Here is a 17,102-nt window from a genome sequence, read left to right on the forward strand (position 1 = left end):
CTAAGATAACTTAGCTTCATGTTGATTAGGATAAGTTCATGGAATCTGTTGGTCAGCGTATTAAACGGCTAAGAACAGCATCAAAAACAACACAGAAAGCCTTAGGTGTATATTGTGGTGTTTCTGATGTGTCCGTTGGTTATTGGGAAAAAGACCTCAACGTACCCAAGGGTGAATCATTAATTAAATTAGCAAAATTCTTCAATACATCTGAAGGGTATATTCTTTATGGTGTTGATTTTGGTGGTGCTGAGCCAGTAATTTCTAGTGTGCGTCGCATACCTATTCTCTCTTGGGTTCAAGCAGGTGCTTTTACAGAAAGTGCAGCAGCGGAAATTATTGATAATGTTGATGAATGGATGGATACAGGCTTGAGAGTTTCACCAACCTCTTTTGGCTTGCGTGTGAAGGGCGATTCTATGACCAATCCTTATGGATTGCCCAGTATTCCAGAGGGGGCTGTTGTAATCGTTGATCCAGAAGTTGAAGCCGTAAGCGGTAAAATAGTCGTTGCTCGGTTAGCTGGTACAGACGAAGCTACCGTAAAAAAACTTCTCATTGATGGCCCTCACAAATACTTAGTCCCACTAAACCCACGTTATAACAATATTCCAATCAATGGCAATTGCACCATCATCGGTGTAGTTCGCGGCGTACAGTACGAACTCTAACTAAAATTCGACTCTTTATAGAGTCTTATACCCATAAAGCTAAGTTTTATTAGATTTAATATTGACACAAAACCTAAGTTAAATTAGATTTAATGCATCAACAGCGGACAGGCAGGACGCCCACGTAGTAGCTGCCAGTGGCATACACCGGATGATTCGCTTAGCAGGGTTAACAGTGTGGAGTAACAGGCATGAAAGGCTACAGATACCAAGGCGACACAGCAGGAATAACAATCGGCAAAATGCGTGTCTTGATGTGCCTCGAAGGTGAAGAACAAGCAGTGCGGGAAGCTGCAGTTAAGTTCGACAAAATCTTCTCACCAGCTGGTTACGAACAAAGTGATAAGCCCGGTGAATTGACCATCTTCTATGTGCCGTTCGTGAAGTATGAAGCTGAATTTATCAAAATGGCCAGTAAGGGGTAAATCAATGTCTCAGTTTCGAAATATCAATATCGAGTGGCTCCAGCGTATGCATGAAGCCGGTTATATCACTCTGTGTGATGGTGATTTGCAGGAAGTTTTAGACGTTATCTTTGAGTAATACCTTGTTCCATTGCTGTGCTGTGTCTTTAGCGGCTGCGCCTGCCAACACCAGATTAGGCCAGCCGCCCTTTTCACACAGAGAGAAGTGCTCCGGGCGGGTTATCCCTTTAAACCCGTACAGTATAAAGCCCCCGGATCGGAGTGCTTCCCTGTGTGTGGAGTAAACAACGCAGTGCGAACTGCATTACTGAGGGTCGCCCCGATGAGTGAAGAAAGAAAAACCGTGGTACCGGAGTTTCTTGGAGAGTTGGATGCCGGTATTTTCGAAAACAAAATATCTGCCGCTTTAAATGCAGCCGCGTTAGGTGTTTTGAATAACGGTGGTAAAGGTAAAGTCACCATTGAATTTGATTTATCTCGCATGAGTAATTCAATGGAAGAAAAGCGTGTAATGATCGCCCATAAATTGAAATTCACCACCCCAACACCACGCGGAAAATCCTCCGAAGAAGATACCACCGAAACGCCTATGTATGTTGGCAAAGGCGGCAAGCTGGCAATTATGCAGGAAGATCAGGGCCAGTTATTCACAATAAAGGGCGAGACTGACGGAAAACTAAAGACCGTTAATTAATTTATTCGCCATCACCAAATTATATTTATTAAGGACTTTATATGTCTCAACAATTAGATTCGTCAGCCATCACCGAAATTCGCGATATGGTTTTAACTTCAATTATTGAAAAACAATTATCTTCCACAGCTTGCGATACCATTGCATTACCTGCTGGTGTTTCCGTTAAAAGTCTTGAGCAATTTAATCTGGAGCGTTACCGCTTTCGTGGTGCGATGGAAACCAGCAGTATTGATGAATACGTGAAATACTCATCTGGCTATGCGGGTAACGGTGTTCGCTGTTTTATTGATGCAGATGAAATGCGCGCAGAAACCATCTTTAATATTGGCACTCTGGAAAATCCTGGTCATGCCGATAACACTGCCAGTCTTTCACTCAAGAAAACCGCGCCATTCCGTGAACTGCTTAATATTGATGGTCGCAAACAGACGCAAAAAGAACTTGCTGAATGGTTAGAAGATTATCGTGAGTTCTTGTTGGCCTTTGATGCTGATGGTGTAGTGCTGGATATAAAGAAAGCCGTTGGTGCCGTTCGCCGTATTACCATTGAACAAACCAGTTCAGCCGATCATGAAGACCAGGACTTCAGCGCGAAACGATCGGTAATGGAAAGTGTGGAAGCCAAAAGTAAAGATGTTATGCCAGCAGCATTTGAATTTAAATGTATTCCTTATGAGGGATTAGGCGAACGTCGTTTTAAATTGCGCTATAGCATTCTCACTGGTGGCAATGTTCCGGTTTTAGTATTACGCATTGTTCAACTGGAAGCAGAAAAAGAAAAGATAGCTGTTGAGTTTTTGGAACTGCTTACCAATAAATTTAAAGGCGTCGAAGTTGAAACCTTTATTGGTAAATTCAAAGCGTAATTAATTAAACCTCAATTAAAGAGTATCACTTCAAATATCCCAGCGATGGGGTATTTGGCGGGGTATTACCTAAAAACCGTGTGGAGTATATTTATGTCTTATATTACGACTTATTCAGGGCTGGACTTTGATTATTTAAAACCACTGGCCAGCAGCATTTGTATTGAAGATATCGCTCAGGCGTTATCACATGAATGCCGCTTTGCCGGTCACCTGCCTAATTTCTATAGTGTGGCCCAACATTGCTTGTTAATAAGCACGATTGTGCCAGAAGAATTTGCCCTTGAAGCCTTACTGCATGATGCAACTGAGGCATATTGCAAAGATATCCCCTCACCTCTTAAACGCCTACTACCTGATTACCAGGCTATTGAGCAGCAGGTCGATACCGTCATTCGTGAAACCTTTGGGTTGCCTGCCGAAATGTCCGAGGTCGTCCACTACTGCGATCTGGTGATGCTGACCACTGAGCGACAAGAGTTAGACATCAATGATGGTAAAGAGTGGTCCATGCTGGCAGGTATTCCACCAGCAGAAATGGCAATAGTGCCAATGTCATCACGGGATGTGCGGATCGCTTTCCTGGCTCGCTTCAATGAGCTAACCGGGGCCACCCAATCATGATGTACGGCCTGTTTCTACTCGTCTGCTACACCTTCCAGCCGTGCCAGTACGAGCCGCAAGGCTACGTCTATCCGGATGATAAGAACTGTATAGCCGACATCCAGCAACAAGGTCTACCACCTGAATATGAATGCCTGCCCGTTGATGGCGTTCTCTATGCAAGGAAACAGTGATGTTGCACTATCACGGAGGCCCAATCACACCTGACCCCTGCGCGATGAAAGCTTGGCGCAGTAGGCATGCATTTATCTCATTTGTGAATGCTAGCCAACTGGAACTCGCATCAGAGATATGTCAGTCATTTGCCATCGATAATGGCGCGTTCTCTGCGTGGAAGAAAGCGGGTAAAAACAAAATCGATTGGGAGGATTATTACACTTTCATTGCGCGTTGGAGAAATCATCCTGGCTTTGATTTTGCCATCATTCCAGATGTTATCGATGGGGGTACGATCGAGAATGATGCTTTGCTAAATGAGTGGCCACACGGAAAATTCATGGGTTGTCCCGTATGGCACATGAATGAATCGGATGATCGCTTTATTCGTCTCTGCAACGAGTATCCCCGCGTAGCTATCGGCAGTTGTGGGGAATATGACGTGAAGTCACCGCTGAAAGCAGTGGCAAGACTGAAAGATATTATCAGGCATGTTGTTGATGCTCACGGCCAACCAATAACTAAGTTGCACGGATTGCGGATGCTAAACCCAACCATTTTTACCCGCCTGCCGTTAGCGTCAGCTGACAGCACTAACGTTGCAAGAAATATAGGAATAGATAGCGCATGGAAAGGCACTTACTCACCTCAATCAAAAGAAACCCGAGCAAGCATTCTTGTTGAGCGTATCGAGTCCTTTAATAGCGCTGGCTCCTTGGATTATTGCGATAAGAGAGACCAATTTAGCATGCAATTACAGATGGAAGTTTAAGGAGAATGCAGATGCTAAGTAAAGAGCAGCTGGAGAAAATTGCGAATCAGGAGACTGTTGATATTGGCGGCACTCAGAATCCAATAGTTACGGAAATGGCTGTGGAACTGCTATCACTGCGTGAGCAACTTGCAGAGCTGAAAGCGTTGCCGCCGATAGGTCGAGTTATTAGTTGTAGTGGTAATAAAACGCTAGGCTGGATGCGGGACGCACCAGAAGGCACATTATTGTTCACAGCAGCCAAGCCAGCAGAAATACCGCGCCATATTTTCTCAATACTGGTAAATGAATTGCGCGACGTGCCAGCGATCGGCTGTAAGCGGGAATTAATTATTGGTGTATTAAACCGTCATGGCGTTATCGCTGAGCCAGTGCAGTGTGATCCACCAGCAACAGAATGATTTTAGTCACGGCCTGTGTGCGGCGGGCCTTTAAATAAACAGTGTGGAGGTTCGTATGATTAGTCTCGATTGCATCCCCATCAGTGCGTATTGCATTACCACTGGGGAGACGGTTGAAGCCATCAATAAGCGTGTTCAGCGTGGAGTATGGCGTGAAGGCAGGCAGGTTTTAAAAGTTGATGGTGTTAAAGAACGTTGGATTGATCTTACGGAGGTTTCAAAGTGGGCGAGAGGGGATCGGCAAAGCTCCCAAGGGGCATAACTGTTCGTAGCCATAAGGCTGGGCAGACAATAAATATCACCTTCACATATAAAGGGGTTAAATGCCGCGAACCCCTTTCTAACATTGAAGTGACCCCAAAAAATATCAAATATGCTGAACGGCTTTTGGGTGAAATTCACAATAGAATAGAACGAGGCACCTTTAATTATGCTGACCAATTTCCTCGGTCGGTACGATTAAAGGTGTTTGGTAATAATCAAAGTTCAAAGCATATTAAAAAGTATCTGAATGAATACATCATAATTTGTGAAAACCGCAAATTATCACCAGGCACAATTGCCGGTTATAAGAAGTGCATGAGCGCCCTATCCAGCTTGCATGAAGTTAATGTCTCAGACCTTACGCCCGCAATGGTTAAAAACTGGATACAAGGTCAAAAGGTCGCGCTGAAAACTATCCGCAATAGATTATCATTCTTAGGCTCCGCAATAGATGAAGCGGTAACGGATGGTTTACTACCGGCTAATCCGGTTTCTCTTGTTTCAGCTTCCCGCTACCAAGGCGAAAATGTCAGATTAGAAAGTGTATATGTGGTTGATCCACTGTCTCCAGATGAGGCCAAAGCAATCCTATCTACAGCGATGAATGCTCAATGGGAAAACCTTTTTAGATTTGCTTTACACACTGGAATGAGAAGTTCCGAATTATGCGCGATAAGGTGGCAAGACCTCGATCTCGTCGGGAATACAGCTCATGTAATAACGGCAAGTGTAGAGGGAGTGATCAAGGGGACTAAAACTAAAGCAGGACGAAGAAAAATAGAATTAGACTCCGAAGCATTACTGGCCATCAAAAATCAGAAGCCTTTTACCTTTATGCTCAATGAGTTTGTTTTTCATGATCCGAAAACGAATGAGGCTTGGGCCGGTGCTGATGCGATCAGAAAAAAAGCGTGGGTGCCAACTTTGAAAAAAGCTGGCGTCCGGTACCGAAATCCCTATCAGACCAGACATACGTTTGCCACGATGCATATTAGCCAGGGCGCAAACCTCTTCTGGCTAGCAGGACAGATGGGCCACAAGGGGCCAGAGATGTTATTCAGACACTATGGTTCATTCCTGAAGGAATACAGCGGAATGACAGAGGAAGTACACCAAAAGAGCCGCACAGGATACGCGCCAGAAAAATAATAAAAATAAGCATTCTCTAACAATAAGTTAGGAGATTACGGACGCGGGTTCAAATCCCCCCAGCTCCACCAAATGTTAAACCGGTTATTACCAGATAAGTCCGGTGAAGTACGAAGAGCCCGCATCCCACCTAGGTTTGCGGGCTTTTTTGTGTCTGTAGTAGTCCGAGGATATCCGCCTGAAGCCAGAGACAATTGGTATACAAATTGGTATACGCTAAGATAGATACCAATGGACGTATACCAATTAAGGGAAAAACCATACATGGCAAGGACAACACGCCCCCTCACCCACACCGAAGTACAAAAAGCAAAAGCCACCGACAAGACTTAACTCTCCATGATGGTGATGGCTTATTTTTGTTAGTCAAAATCACCGGCAAGAAAATTTGGCGTTTCCGCTATCAACTTCCCAACAGTAGTAAGCGCACTATGGTAAGCCTCGGCGCGTACCCTGCACTCTCTTTGGCTGATGCCAGAGAGGCATGAACAGAGAAACTGGCAATGTTAGTGCGAGGAGTTGATCCGCAAGCAAGAGCTGATGAGGAAGCCGAAAAACTCCAGATAGCTGAAGAGAGTATTTTCGTAAACGTCGCTCGCAAATGGTTCGAGTTGAAAGGAAGCCACGTTAGTGCCGCCCATGCGAAAGATATTTGGCGTTCTATCGAAAAAGACATCTTACCCAGCATAGAGAATGTCCCCGTTCAAGAACTCAAAGCTCGCGCCCTGATTCAGGTATTAGAACCCATCAAAGCACGCGGAGCATTAGAAACAGTCCGGCGGTTGGTACAACGTATAAACGAGATAATGATCTATGCAGTCAACGTAGGCTTGATTGATGCCAATCCTGCACCGGGTATTGGTAATACTTTTGAAAGACCTAAAAAGCAGCATATGCCCACCATACGGCCAGAAGAATTACCGAAGCTGATGCGCACTATCTCAATGAGCAATCTATCGATACCAACACGCTGCTTACTTGGCAAGAAACTAACCGGGGGATAAAGTGGAAACCCAGTGGGGGAACAAGTGGGGATCAGTTAAGTGGGGGAAGGATTTTGGCTTGGTGCTGGTTTTATCACCGGTACATAACGACGTTTTGGCTATTGGCCTTACCTTGACTAACCAACTAATGGTTAATAACAATATAAATTAGTTACTAATCCTCTATAAGGATCCCAAAAGATGATAATAACTCGGTAAACTTCCGATACTAAATACATCCCACAATACAAATTAAAATATTATATAGTTTAATAAACTAATAATTTAATCCGAAGTTAAATGCATGTAAGTTTTTTAATATAACAGTCCTAACAGTGAAATCATCACTTTAATAAATATATTGTAAGATAATACACCTTAAAAACAATTAGCTAAACCGCTATTTATATTTTTTAGCCGTAGGGTAAAATAATTCTACAACTCAGTATGGCGAGTTATGACTCAACTCATTAACGGTTGAGGCGAAAGGGCTAGTCTAGAGCTAGCTATATAGTTTTTAAGAATGAAATTTAGTAACCCTGTAATTTTTATATACGTTTTCTCACCTTTATTTTCATCAACTTAAACATTACAGCCTCTGCTGCTCACGATTTATTTTTGACTAATTACTTTTTGTGGATACAATAAATATATGGATATAGTATTTGATCCAGTTAAAGACGCTAGTAATAAAAGAAAATATAAGGTCTTTCTGTCAGATGCCAAAGATTTAGACTGGGATACAATGGTCGTAGAAGAAGATATTGATATCGTCTATGGAGAAGAAAGATATTTCGGGCTGTCATATGGTCTAACGTATCTTGGTGATAACATTTATGCTGTTGTTTTCACAGAGATAAGTGATGATGTTTGTCGTATTATCAGCCTGCGAAGAGCCACTAACCATGAGGTACAACGATATGCCAACTCTTAAGCCTGGTACTATTCTTCCAACCCCAGAGGAAGACAAGGAGATCAGAAAAGCCGTTGCTACCGATCCTGACGCGAAGCTACTTGAAGATCCAAATATCAAGCTAGTTTCTTTTAGTGAGCTGAAGAAAAAGAAAAAAATGGGACGCCCCACAAAGGAAGATCCTAAAATCGATATACATATACGCATGCGCTCTGATGTCGTTGAAAAATTCAAAGCTTCTGGCCCAAAGTGGCAAACCAGAATGAATGAAGCACTCGCGGATTGGCTAAAGCACCACTCACCAGAAGACATTAAACTCTAGTGGCTATTAAACAAATATATCCACAATATTGTTATGTTAATTAGTCACTTTACAGTAATCACTCGCGCCAAATTATTTCTGCGCAAAGGATACCTCAAAATGTCCTTTGTAAAGAGACAACTCCACGATGCAACAAGCTACCCTACCAACATAGTGGAATAGAGTGCCACCAGAGCAAAATTTGAGTGGCATGGTAGATCACCGTACCACTGAAGATATGAGAGCCAATTGGACAGACAAAGCCAATATTACAGACAAGTACAGCTGTTATTACAACTCATCCTGTTTATTGGCCGTTACAAGCGCTTAACGAAGACTATTCCAGTCTGGAAGCTTATTCATCCGCCTTTTCCAATAGTGAAATAAGGCCATGAATAAACCGAACCTCAACCCAGCAATAAAACTGATTTAGTAACACCATTGATATGCTGTAACCCTCAGCATTCCAAATTGGAAGTCACAGGAATAAGCTCCTGCCCCTCTTGTTAAACCAAGCGAAATCTAATCTGACAGTCGCCTTTGTGCCAGAAGCGGAACTTGCTTACATCGTGCTATGTTAGTTTGCTGGGAGCAGGTCAAATCAGCCAGTTCAAATGACGTTATCGACTGAGGAGGGAATAATGATTACTTATCAAAATGCGATGGACATGGCTTTGGATTACCTTAAAGACTATGACATCCCAGTCGTTATTATTCTTCATGGCCGATTCTCAGAAGACTGGTTCTATTGTTATCAATCGAGAGAGTATCTGGAAACGGGTGGGTTTCTGCTCAGTTGGCAGGTAATGCACCGTTTATAATTGATAAAGATAATGAAGAAATTCACTCATTTGGAACTGCTTATCCGTTAGATAAATATCTGCAGGATTACGAACAACAAAAAAACACATAACTTCCGTTCTTCGCTCATAACAGATGTGTTGTTCCATGGCTTGACCGCTTCGTGCCAGAGGCTGACATTGCAAACTCAGGAGTAAATACGCCAGCCTGGAGATGAGTATAAGCGCAGGTCAGCCACGCTTTTTTACATGGGTATAAATATCAGGACGGGTAATACTCCATGCATAGTTTTCCCGATTAACGGGTTCATAGCCAAATTTTTCATAGAGCCAGGGAGCCGTTGTTGTAAACAACATGATCCTGCGAAGCTGCTCAAAAACAGGATGATGATGTATGCATTGCATCACCCATCTTCCCAGCCCCTCTCCCTGATATTCCTCAAGAATATAAACATCACAAAGGTAAGCGAACGTAGCATAATCTGTTATCAAACGTGCGAAACCTATCTGGGCTTCATCGTGATAAACGCCGAAATTGAGGCTGTTCTCAACTGATGCACTGACAATAGCCAGATTAATCCCTTTAGCCCAAGTTGACCTCGTCAGATAGCGATGGATGGCCTGCACATCCAGTTTTTCCCTATCTGTACTTACATGGTAGTTATCCTTATGCCACTCATGCTTCTCTGAAATGTTCACGTACATTCCTGTTTAAAAATTTCTGGGAAACCTAACCCTATCACTTGATAGAAAATCGTACTATCGGTACTGCTTCGGAATAACTTAATCCTGTGCTGTTATCAATGAGACATTACGTCTGTTTTTCGCTCATAGCAGTCCTCTGATGTTACTTCGGCTGCTCTGTGCCAGGAGCGGACATTAAGATAAGGAAATTGCGATACTTTGAATGATGAAAGTCGTTTCTGCTCAGTTTTTAATGTTGAGAGCGGCCTCCTACAGTTAATCCAGCAAATGATAAAGATAACATTCACTCATTTACTGTATTAACGCCTCTCGCTGGTCGCTGACGCATAGCGCCCGGCGGATATCCATTGATGCGCTTAAAAGCTCTGCTAAATGCTGCCTGTGAGGCATAGCCGAGGCGGAGAGCAACGGTGTCAATTGAGATCTTATCGTGAATAATCCAGTGACCTGCGATGCGCATTCGCACCTCCCTTACATAGCGCAGGGGAGGTATGCCGATGATTGATTTGAAGCGTTCAGCAAAAACAGAACGTGACACATGCGACTGGGCAGCAAGCTCAGCAACAGACCACTCCCGACTCGTATCGCGATGAATGGCCAGAATAGCACGGGCAAGTCGTGGATCACGTAACGCAGCGATCAGGCCAGCGGCGTTCTCGCTGCCGTTTTCAATCCATCCACGCACAATCATGGCAGCCGCCACTTCTGCAAGGCGTGCCAGAATGCCCGCGAAGCCAGCGCGTCCGGAACAGATTTCAAATTTCATCGCGCCCAGAATGGGAACCAGCCCCGGATAAATCTGTTCATTTGCCTCAACCACTATGGCTTGCGGCATCAGTTTACCAAGACCCTGCATTCCACCGAGATCGAACTCCATACAGCCATAAAACAGAACCGTGCTGGGTGTCGAATGCGAACTCGGGCAAGTATTGATTCCGCTGACGGCTTCGCCTAAAGGAGCAGAGCCTAGCGTGTCGATATGTTGAAATGAACAGCTGACGTCCGATATAAGCTGATGAGCCTCACCCTGCGGCATGAATACCATGCTTCCGGCTTTCAGTTCATACAATGTACCGTCGTGTGTGCGAAGCAGAGCAGTGCCCACAGCAATGTAATGAAAATAGGCATGTCCCGGCCTGTTGCTAAAACCGACACCAAACTCAGAGCCAGTCTGTAAACGGCGATACTGCACGCCACGCAGGCGCATTTCCAGCAGCAATTCACTGATGAGCTCGGATGACAGGGCAAAATGTTTATTCACATGCATATTCAGAGTTTCGGGTAAAAAATCAGGATATGGCATCATAGATCGTCCAGCTGCTCAACTCTACACTTGGAGCTGTAATTTTTCTCCAAGAAGAGTGTGTTATGAGAAATGAAGCAACTGAAGCCGTATCCGCTAGTTTGAATAGTTCGAAACCCAAAGAATCCGCATGGATGGCCGTTATTTCACTGACGATGGGCGTGTTTGGCTTGCTGACTGCGGAATATCTTCCTGCCAGCCTGTTGACACCCATGGCCGCCGATCTCGGTGTGACCGAAGCTCTTGCTGGTCAAGCTGTGACGGTAACGGCTGTGGTGGCCCTGTTTGCTGGTCTGATGGTTCCCCGCCTGACGCGTAATTATGATCGCCGAAATGTTTTGCTTGGTTTTACCATGCTGATGATTGCCTCCAACCTGCTTGTCGCACTTTCATCCAGTCTGGTTGTTCTGTTAGTCATGCGCATTTTGCTGGGCATCGCGCTGGGAGGCTTCTGGAGTATGGCTGCTGCCGTCGCTATGCGGCTGGTCCCTGCTAAAAGTGTCCCGCGTGCTCTCTCCATTATTTTTAGCGGTATTGCTGTCGGTACCGTAGTTTCGATCCCGCTGGGAAGTTATTTAGGTGGACTTTATGGCTGGCGTAGTGCGTTTCTCGCTGCAAGTTTAGTCGGCGTGCTGACACTGCTCTTCCAGCTATTTACCCTTCCTGGTATGGCTCCGCGTAAAATGATGATAACGGCATCTGTCATGGATTTACTCCGCCGCCCCGGTATTGCGATGGGAATGACGGGGTGTGTGATTGCCCATACTGGCCAGTATGCGCTGTTTACCTATATTCGTCCGGCTCTTGAAAATATTGCCCAACTTGATGTGGATCGTTTGTCTTTGATACTACTCGGATTTGGCATCGCTAATTTTATCGGTACGCTGCTGGCTGGGTGGCTGATGGAGAGAAGCCTGCGCCTTACTCTGATACTAATGCCAGCGCTTGTCGGTTTAGCGGCATTAAGCATGATTTTGCTGCCACTAGAGGAAAAAGGATTGATGTTGTTCGTCGCGTTGTGGGGGATGGCATTTGGTGGCGTACCCGTTGCGTGGTCAAACTGGGTCGCGCGTTCCGTTCCCGATCAGGCTGAAACCGCTGGCGGCATGGTAGTCGCAGCAGTTCAGTCCTCAATTGCTGCTGGTGCTGCGTTGGGGGGATTACTCTTTGGTATCAGCGGCGTAACAGGTGTTTTCATCACCGCTGGTTGCATAATGCTTTTTGCCACGCTCATTATTGGACTAAAGGTGAGGGTCGCGCTGACCTGACCACTTCCCATATAACAACGTTTCAAATGAAGGCCAGTTGAACCAGGTGGCTGGCCTGAAAAAAATTAGCAAGATTTATTAATTCCTTCTCGTACTATTTATTGTCCGCTCCTCGCTCAGAGCAGACCTTATAACTATCCAGCCTGTCTGCTTCGTGCTAATAGCAGATATTGCTGACATCACGATGTACTAATTAACGGGGAAGCAGGTCACCCACCTGCGCAATACCTTAAACAGTTGCGGATAGTATTCTACTGCCGCTGTTGGCCCTTAAATCACGGGTTTATCACGCCGTGTATCCAGTTGGTAAAGAAATAACGTCCTGCATGTCCACACTCCTGACTCTGGCCAGTAAACATCGTTGACAATACATCCTACCTCGGCAGACTTCTGAACGTCGATGAACTGGTGCTCAGTGAATCGGATCTTACACATGGCACCCTCATCCGGGCACATAATCAGTATGTCGGAAGACTTCTAAAAGTGAATGGTTCTATTTAGCGAGATACTTAAAAAATATGAGAGCCAATTGGACAGACAAGTACAGCTACTATTACAGCTCATCCATTTTGTTAGCTATCACTAACGCTTAGTGAAGACTATTCCAGTCAGGCAACTTGTTTATCCACCTTCTCCAATAATGGTATAGGGCCATAAAGAAACCAAACAATAAACCAGCCGTAAAACTCATCTGTAATACCATTGATATACTGTAACCCGCAGCGCCCCAAATGCTAAACCACATAACGATGCCCCACCCAAAACCAAAGAGGCTACCGAAGCAAAGCATATTCAGCCAGAAAGGTGCAAATGGCGCAGGCGGTATTTGAAACCCTAGCTTCCACAGCAAAAGCAAAATCGGAGGGGCATAATTACACCGCCACATCTTTTTCTCTTCCATTAGTGTCAATGCCCGTTTCTTCTTTTCATCAAACGTCATAGTCAGTACTCCTTACCGGAAATGTGAGTTCTCTTTTATCAGGCTCGGGCAACCCTGTGAGCTATTGAGCTTTAGTTACCTGAATCTCGAGCTCTTATCCCTATAGATTTGTGGGTATCTTGTGTCTGTCATCTAATGGGTTTTACCGAATTATGATTATTGCTACTCATGATGTAACCTTCTGGCCGCTCTTGCTATCGCTTTCTTATCCAACGCCAATATAAAGAGACTTTATGAATAACACTCATAACCTTCCTAACCCCGCAGAGTCGAATAATGAATTGCGAGTGTGGCAGGTTTTAAAATCACCAAAACTTATGACCCGTGAATGTCTCGCCGGTGTTGTGACAGCGTTGGCACTGGTACCGGAAGTTATCTCATTTTCAGTCATTGCAGGAGTCGATCCTAAAGTGAGTTTGATCGCCTCCATCGTCCTTTGTTTCACGCTTTCCATCCTTGGAGGCCGCCCAGCAATGGTATCCGCGGCAGCGGGTTCGGTTGCTTTGGTGGTCGGCCCGATGGTGCACACACATGGCGTAGAATATATATTGCCAGCGGTAGTTTTGGCCGGGATGATTCAAATCCTTTTCGGCCTAACAGGCCTGTCGCGCATGATGCGCTATATTCCTCGTTCGGTCATGATAGGTTTCGTTAATGCGCTCGGCATTCTGATATTCTTTGCTCAAGTACCGCATATCTGGGGCCAGTCAAGTCTGGTATGGGTTATGTTTGCTGTTACCCTTATCATTGTTTTACTGCTCCCGCGCATACTGAAAAGTGTACCCTCACCACTGATAGCCATCATCGTTGTTACCCTGGTTGCTATTCTGATGGGCTATAGATTGCCTAATGTGGGCGACGAAGGGCCAATGAGTGCCGATTTGCCCGGATTCACTCAGTTACTTCTTCCTCTCAACTGGCAAACCTTCCAAATAGTATGGCCCACAGCACTAAGTATCGCTTTCGTCGGTCTGATGGAGTCTTTGTTAACCGCGAAGTTGGTCGATGACATTACCGATACACAATCCAGTAAACGCCGTGAATCCTGGGGGCTCGGTGTTGGCAACATTCTCGCCGGTTTCTATGGTGGTATCGCGGGTTGCGCAATGATTGGTCAAACTATCGTCAATGTGGAATTAGGTAAAGCACGTAGCCGGGTATCCACAGTGGCGGCCGCGGTGGTGTTGCTGGTATTGGTTACTGGCCTAAGCAAGTTGCTGGCACAAATCCCAATGGTCGTGCTAGCAGGTATCATGATGGTTGTCGCGGTGAAAACCGTTAACTGGCACAGCCTGCAACCGGCCACACTTAAACGAATGCCGTGGTCTGAAACGCTGGTGATGGTGTTAACCGTTCTGGTTACAGTTTGGACCAGCAATCTTGCGGTGGGTGTACTGGCGGGCGTTATTGTTGCCATGATCCTATTTGCTCGCCGCATCGCGCATGTGATTTATGCAGAGCGTACCCTGAGTGATGATGGCGCAAGTGTTCGTTATACCGTGCACGGCCCCTTATTTTTTGCCAGCAGTAATGATTTGTTCGAGCACTTCGACTATGCGCACGATCCTAAGCGAGTCATCATTGACCTAACACATGCGCAGATTTGGGACGCCTCCACGGTGGCCGCGCTGGATGGCATCGAGTATCGCTATCAAAGATATGGTGCAGAAGTCCTTATTGAAGGATTAGATACGCGCAGCAGTGATTTTCATAGCCGCCTCAGCGGAAATTTGAAGTAACGATATTGACCACAGCAGCCCACCTTGGTGGTGGGCTGAATTTAACTACATACCATAGTTATCAGCAATCCAAATACGATCCTAATCTATAACCAAGCTGTTCAATAGATTGCTTTAATGTTGGCGACGTCAATACTTCCAACTCAGTAAGTCGTGGATAGCAGTAACCACTGGTCATCAGAATTTTGTCGATGAAGGCCGGATGGCACATCACCTCAATGGTATTAATTCCATTTTGATCCGCTGTTGCTAACAACTGCAAAAAAGACTGTTCTGTCAGATTCTCGCCATAAAATCCGGCATCAAACCACTCGGTGCTACGGGGATTATTCAGCACCATGCCCTGCTGTTGCGCCTCATGGCGATCAATTCGTAATGGTAGTGATTTTTCTTGGGCAAAAGATTCAATCAACGGATAAATCTGAGGCAACATATGGACATGATGATGGCTATCAATATGAGTTGGTGGACGGCCAAACACAGCGACGAATTTGTTAAATTGCGCAGTCAATTCTTGGGTAATTTCATCCAAATTTAACTCACCCGCTTCGGCCCGCGCCCATAGCCATTTACCCAGTTCACCCGAAGCATCCACCAATGATGGCATGGCAGTTAAGGGCCGACCGTACGTCAGAACAAAGTGCATACCTACTGGCAACGCAGGGTGTTGCTTGCTCAGTTCCGCCGCATGATAGATATCTGCACAATTCATCATTGCAGTGGTTGATGAAACAATACCATGCCGAAATGCTTCAATGATTCCGTAACTTTGGCCTTTGCATAGACCAAAATCATCAGCATTAACAATAAGTAACTTTTCCATTGAGGGTGCCTTATCGGTCTATTCCGGGAGACAATATCAAACCGGAAACTAATCGGATAATCCGTCTCTGACGCAGTTGAATTTCTTGCGGTAATTTCCCGGCGTAAAAGAGGTCAATTTCTTGAAGTTTTTGATAAATAACGTGGTATCACTGTATCCCGCCTCGAAAGCAATATCGGAAACAAAGTAATTCGTCATTTCGAGCTGGGTTTTGGCAAAATTGATTCTGATTTCATTAATAATCTGCATTGGCGTTTTCTGATAATAACGCCGAGTGGCACGAGTCAGGTATTCTTGCGTTTTCCCCGACAGCGCGATCATATTTACCAATGCTTTCTCACCAAACATCGATTTATCATGCATCTTGTCGATACTGTTTTTTAACCACTGCGGTATGTCATCGTTAGTTTCAGTCTCTTTATAATGGCTGATACGGTTAGTCACATAGAATGTCAGCAGTTCGACTAATTCTGTCAGCTCATCTTCCCTAAAATGTGGCGCAGAAATAGCTGATTCAATATAAGAAAGAAAATCACCTTTCAGGCGATAAGCCTGTGAAGCCACCATAGATCGGGAGAGTAGATGGGAATAGTGCTCTTCAAAGAAAGACTTTCTGATCCCAACGTTTAATATTCGTGTGGCACCAAAATCATAAAAACTTTGATGATGAGACCCCATGGGGATAAAAACAAAATCGCCACGCTCTAAAAAAACGCGCTTACCATTAATCTCCTGATAGCACATACCGGTTAATATCAGGGTGTATTCATAATAATCATGTTGGTGTAAGCCTGTCGCACTCTCCGTTTTATTATAAATAAACAGATGGAATTCTTTTCCGTTAAAAAAGTCTTTTTCACGTACTAATCTGACTTCCATCTTATTTACCTTCACTCTCTTATTTTAAAAACCAACAGCCACTTGTATCGATCAACTTATTTTTTGATGTAATTCAATTAGTTCTGAAATCAACTCTCGGGCTAACATCGCATTCATCAAATGATCCTGGGCATGCACTAATACCAATGTGACTCGGGTTTTCCCCTCACCTTGATCGGCTTCAATAAGCTGAGTCTGCACCAGATGCGCTTCATTTAATGCCTTGCGCGATTGTGCCATCAGCTCCTCTGCTTGAGCAAAATCACCTGTTTTGGCCTGTTTCAATGCTTTATAGGCCAAACTCCGGGCTTGCCCTGCGTTGATAATCAACCCCATGACCACATCTTCCAGTTCATCGGTAGGTTGTACATCATCAACGATTTTATCTAAATCAAACATACTGTTGCTACTCCGTAAATTAAA

19 protein-coding genes and 3 pseudogenes are annotated in these 17,102 nt (G+C 44.8%); 15 read left to right on the plus strand and 7 right to left on the minus strand.

Annotated elements, in window-relative coordinates:
* The first annotated feature begins 38 nt into the window (after positions 1-38).
* From FTB31_RS06000 to FTB31_RS06055, 12 genes and pseudogenes are all read left to right on the plus strand, one after another.
* Positions 39-671 carry a LexA family protein gene (locus tag FTB31_RS06000; RefSeq protein WP_050335682.1) on the plus strand — a complete coding sequence of 211 codons (633 nt, stop codon included), beginning with the start codon at positions 39-41 and terminating at the stop codon, positions 669-671.
* A gap of 191 nt (positions 672-862) precedes the next feature.
* Positions 863-1,096, plus strand: a complete 234-nt coding sequence (locus FTB31_RS06005; protein ID WP_050077932.1) for a hypothetical protein — start codon at positions 863-865, stop codon at positions 1,094-1,096.
* A gap of 322 nt (positions 1,097-1,418) precedes the next feature.
* Positions 1,419-1,790: a hypothetical protein gene (locus FTB31_RS06010; RefSeq protein ID WP_019209649.1), complete on the plus strand. Its 372-nt coding sequence runs from the start codon at positions 1,419-1,421 to the stop codon at positions 1,788-1,790.
* A 41-nt stretch (positions 1,791-1,831) separates the two neighbouring features.
* Positions 1,832-2,659: a YfdQ family protein gene (locus FTB31_RS06015; protein ID WP_050077934.1), complete on the plus strand. Its 828-nt coding sequence runs from the start codon at positions 1,832-1,834 to the stop codon at positions 2,657-2,659.
* 93 nt (positions 2,660-2,752) lie between these two features.
* Positions 2,753-3,283, plus strand: a complete 531-nt coding sequence (locus FTB31_RS06020; protein ID WP_227731214.1) for an HD domain-containing protein — start codon at positions 2,753-2,755, stop codon at positions 3,281-3,283.
* Positions 3,284-3,455: 172 nt separating this feature from the next.
* A complete protein-coding gene (locus tag FTB31_RS06025) occupies positions 3,456-4,211 on the plus strand; it encodes a hypothetical protein (RefSeq protein ID WP_227731215.1) in 756 nt (251 codons plus the stop codon).
* Between the two features lie 11 nt (positions 4,212-4,222).
* Positions 4,223-4,612: a polyphosphate kinase gene (locus FTB31_RS06030; RefSeq protein WP_227731216.1), complete on the plus strand. Its 390-nt coding sequence runs from the start codon at positions 4,223-4,225 to the stop codon at positions 4,610-4,612.
* 55 nt (positions 4,613-4,667) lie between these two features.
* Entirely contained in the window at positions 4,668-4,874 is a 207-nt protein-coding gene (locus FTB31_RS06035) for an excisionase (protein WP_071989148.1), read from the plus strand.
* The gene (locus FTB31_RS06040) at positions 4,835-6,025 is read left to right on the plus strand and encodes a site-specific integrase (protein WP_227731217.1); all 1,191 of its coding nucleotides are present in this window, start codon (positions 4,835-4,837) and stop codon (positions 6,023-6,025) included. The genes FTB31_RS06035 and FTB31_RS06040 overlap by 40 nt, the downstream gene beginning before the upstream one ends.
* Positions 6,026-6,289: 264 nt before the next feature.
* Positions 6,290-7,005, plus strand: a pseudogene (locus tag FTB31_RS06045) (phage integrase central domain-containing protein); the annotation flags it as partial.
* 655 nt (positions 7,006-7,660) lie between these two features.
* Entirely contained in the window at positions 7,661-7,942 is a 282-nt protein-coding gene (locus tag FTB31_RS06050) for a BrnT family toxin (RefSeq protein WP_077173671.1), read from the plus strand.
* Entirely contained in the window at positions 7,929-8,243 is a 315-nt protein-coding gene (locus FTB31_RS06055) for a BrnA antitoxin family protein (protein WP_175627953.1), read from the plus strand. The genes FTB31_RS06050 and FTB31_RS06055 overlap by 14 nt, the downstream gene beginning before the upstream one ends.
* Before the next feature lie 306 nt (positions 8,244-8,549).
* On the opposite strand, the pseudogene FTB31_RS06060 reads toward FTB31_RS06055, so the two are convergent.
* Positions 8,550-8,651 (minus strand): annotated as a pseudogene (locus FTB31_RS06060) (DUF6404 family protein); the annotation flags it as partial.
* A 212-nt stretch (positions 8,652-8,863) separates the two neighbouring features.
* Between FTB31_RS06060 and FTB31_RS06065 the strand changes: the two are divergent.
* Positions 8,864-9,135: pseudogene (locus FTB31_RS06065) on the plus strand (YrhB domain-containing protein).
* Between the two features lie 118 nt (positions 9,136-9,253).
* Here the strand turns inward: FTB31_RS06065 and FTB31_RS06070 are convergent.
* Together FTB31_RS06070 and FTB31_RS06075 are read right to left on the minus strand one after the other, a co-directional pair.
* Complete coding sequence (locus tag FTB31_RS06070; RefSeq protein WP_407083975.1) at positions 9,254-9,727, minus strand: GNAT family N-acetyltransferase; 474 nt, start codon at positions 9,725-9,727, stop codon at positions 9,254-9,256.
* A 283-nt stretch (positions 9,728-10,010) separates the two neighbouring features.
* Positions 10,011-11,033 (minus strand): AraC family transcriptional regulator, encoded by a 1,023-nt coding sequence (locus FTB31_RS06075; RefSeq protein ID WP_227720225.1) that lies wholly within the window; start codon positions 11,031-11,033, stop codon positions 10,011-10,013.
* Positions 11,034-11,095: 62 nt separating this feature from the next.
* On the opposite strand from FTB31_RS06075, the gene FTB31_RS06080 reads away from it, so the two are divergent.
* Positions 11,096-12,298, plus strand: a complete 1,203-nt coding sequence (locus FTB31_RS06080) for an MFS transporter (RefSeq protein ID WP_227731218.1) — start codon at positions 11,096-11,098, stop codon at positions 12,296-12,298.
* Between the two features lie 589 nt (positions 12,299-12,887).
* On the opposite strand, the gene FTB31_RS06085 is transcribed toward FTB31_RS06080, so the two are convergent.
* Positions 12,888-13,238, minus strand: a complete 351-nt coding sequence (locus FTB31_RS06085; protein WP_077173667.1) for a DUF6404 family protein — start codon at positions 13,236-13,238, stop codon at positions 12,888-12,890.
* A 233-nt stretch (positions 13,239-13,471) separates the two neighbouring features.
* On the opposite strand from FTB31_RS06085, the gene FTB31_RS06090 reads away from it, so the two are divergent.
* Positions 13,472-14,977: a SulP family inorganic anion transporter gene (locus tag FTB31_RS06090; protein WP_175627952.1), complete on the plus strand. Its 1,506-nt coding sequence runs from the start codon at positions 13,472-13,474 to the stop codon at positions 14,975-14,977.
* Between the two features lie 61 nt (positions 14,978-15,038).
* Here FTB31_RS06090 and chbG read toward each other — a convergent pair whose 3' ends face one another.
* From chbG to chbA, 3 genes are read right to left on the minus strand one after another with little or no spacing between them, the layout of a single operon-like run.
* Complete coding sequence (gene chbG / locus FTB31_RS06095) at positions 15,039-15,800, minus strand: chitin disaccharide deacetylase (protein WP_050076462.1); 762 nt, start codon at positions 15,798-15,800, stop codon at positions 15,039-15,041.
* 48 nt (positions 15,801-15,848) lie between these two features.
* Entirely contained in the window at positions 15,849-16,694 is an 846-nt protein-coding gene (gene chbR / locus FTB31_RS06100; RefSeq protein WP_265101120.1) for a transcriptional regulator ChbR, read from the minus strand.
* 36 nt (positions 16,695-16,730) lie between these two features.
* Complete coding sequence (gene chbA / locus FTB31_RS06105) at positions 16,731-17,078, minus strand: PTS N,N'-diacetylchitobiose transporter subunit IIA (protein ID WP_020424125.1); 348 nt, start codon at positions 17,076-17,078, stop codon at positions 16,731-16,733.
* Positions 17,079-17,102 lie beyond the last annotated feature (24 nt).

The organism is Yersinia proxima (genome assembly GCF_902170785.1).
Classification (GTDB): domain Bacteria; phylum Pseudomonadota; class Gammaproteobacteria; order Enterobacterales; family Enterobacteriaceae; genus Yersinia; species Yersinia proxima.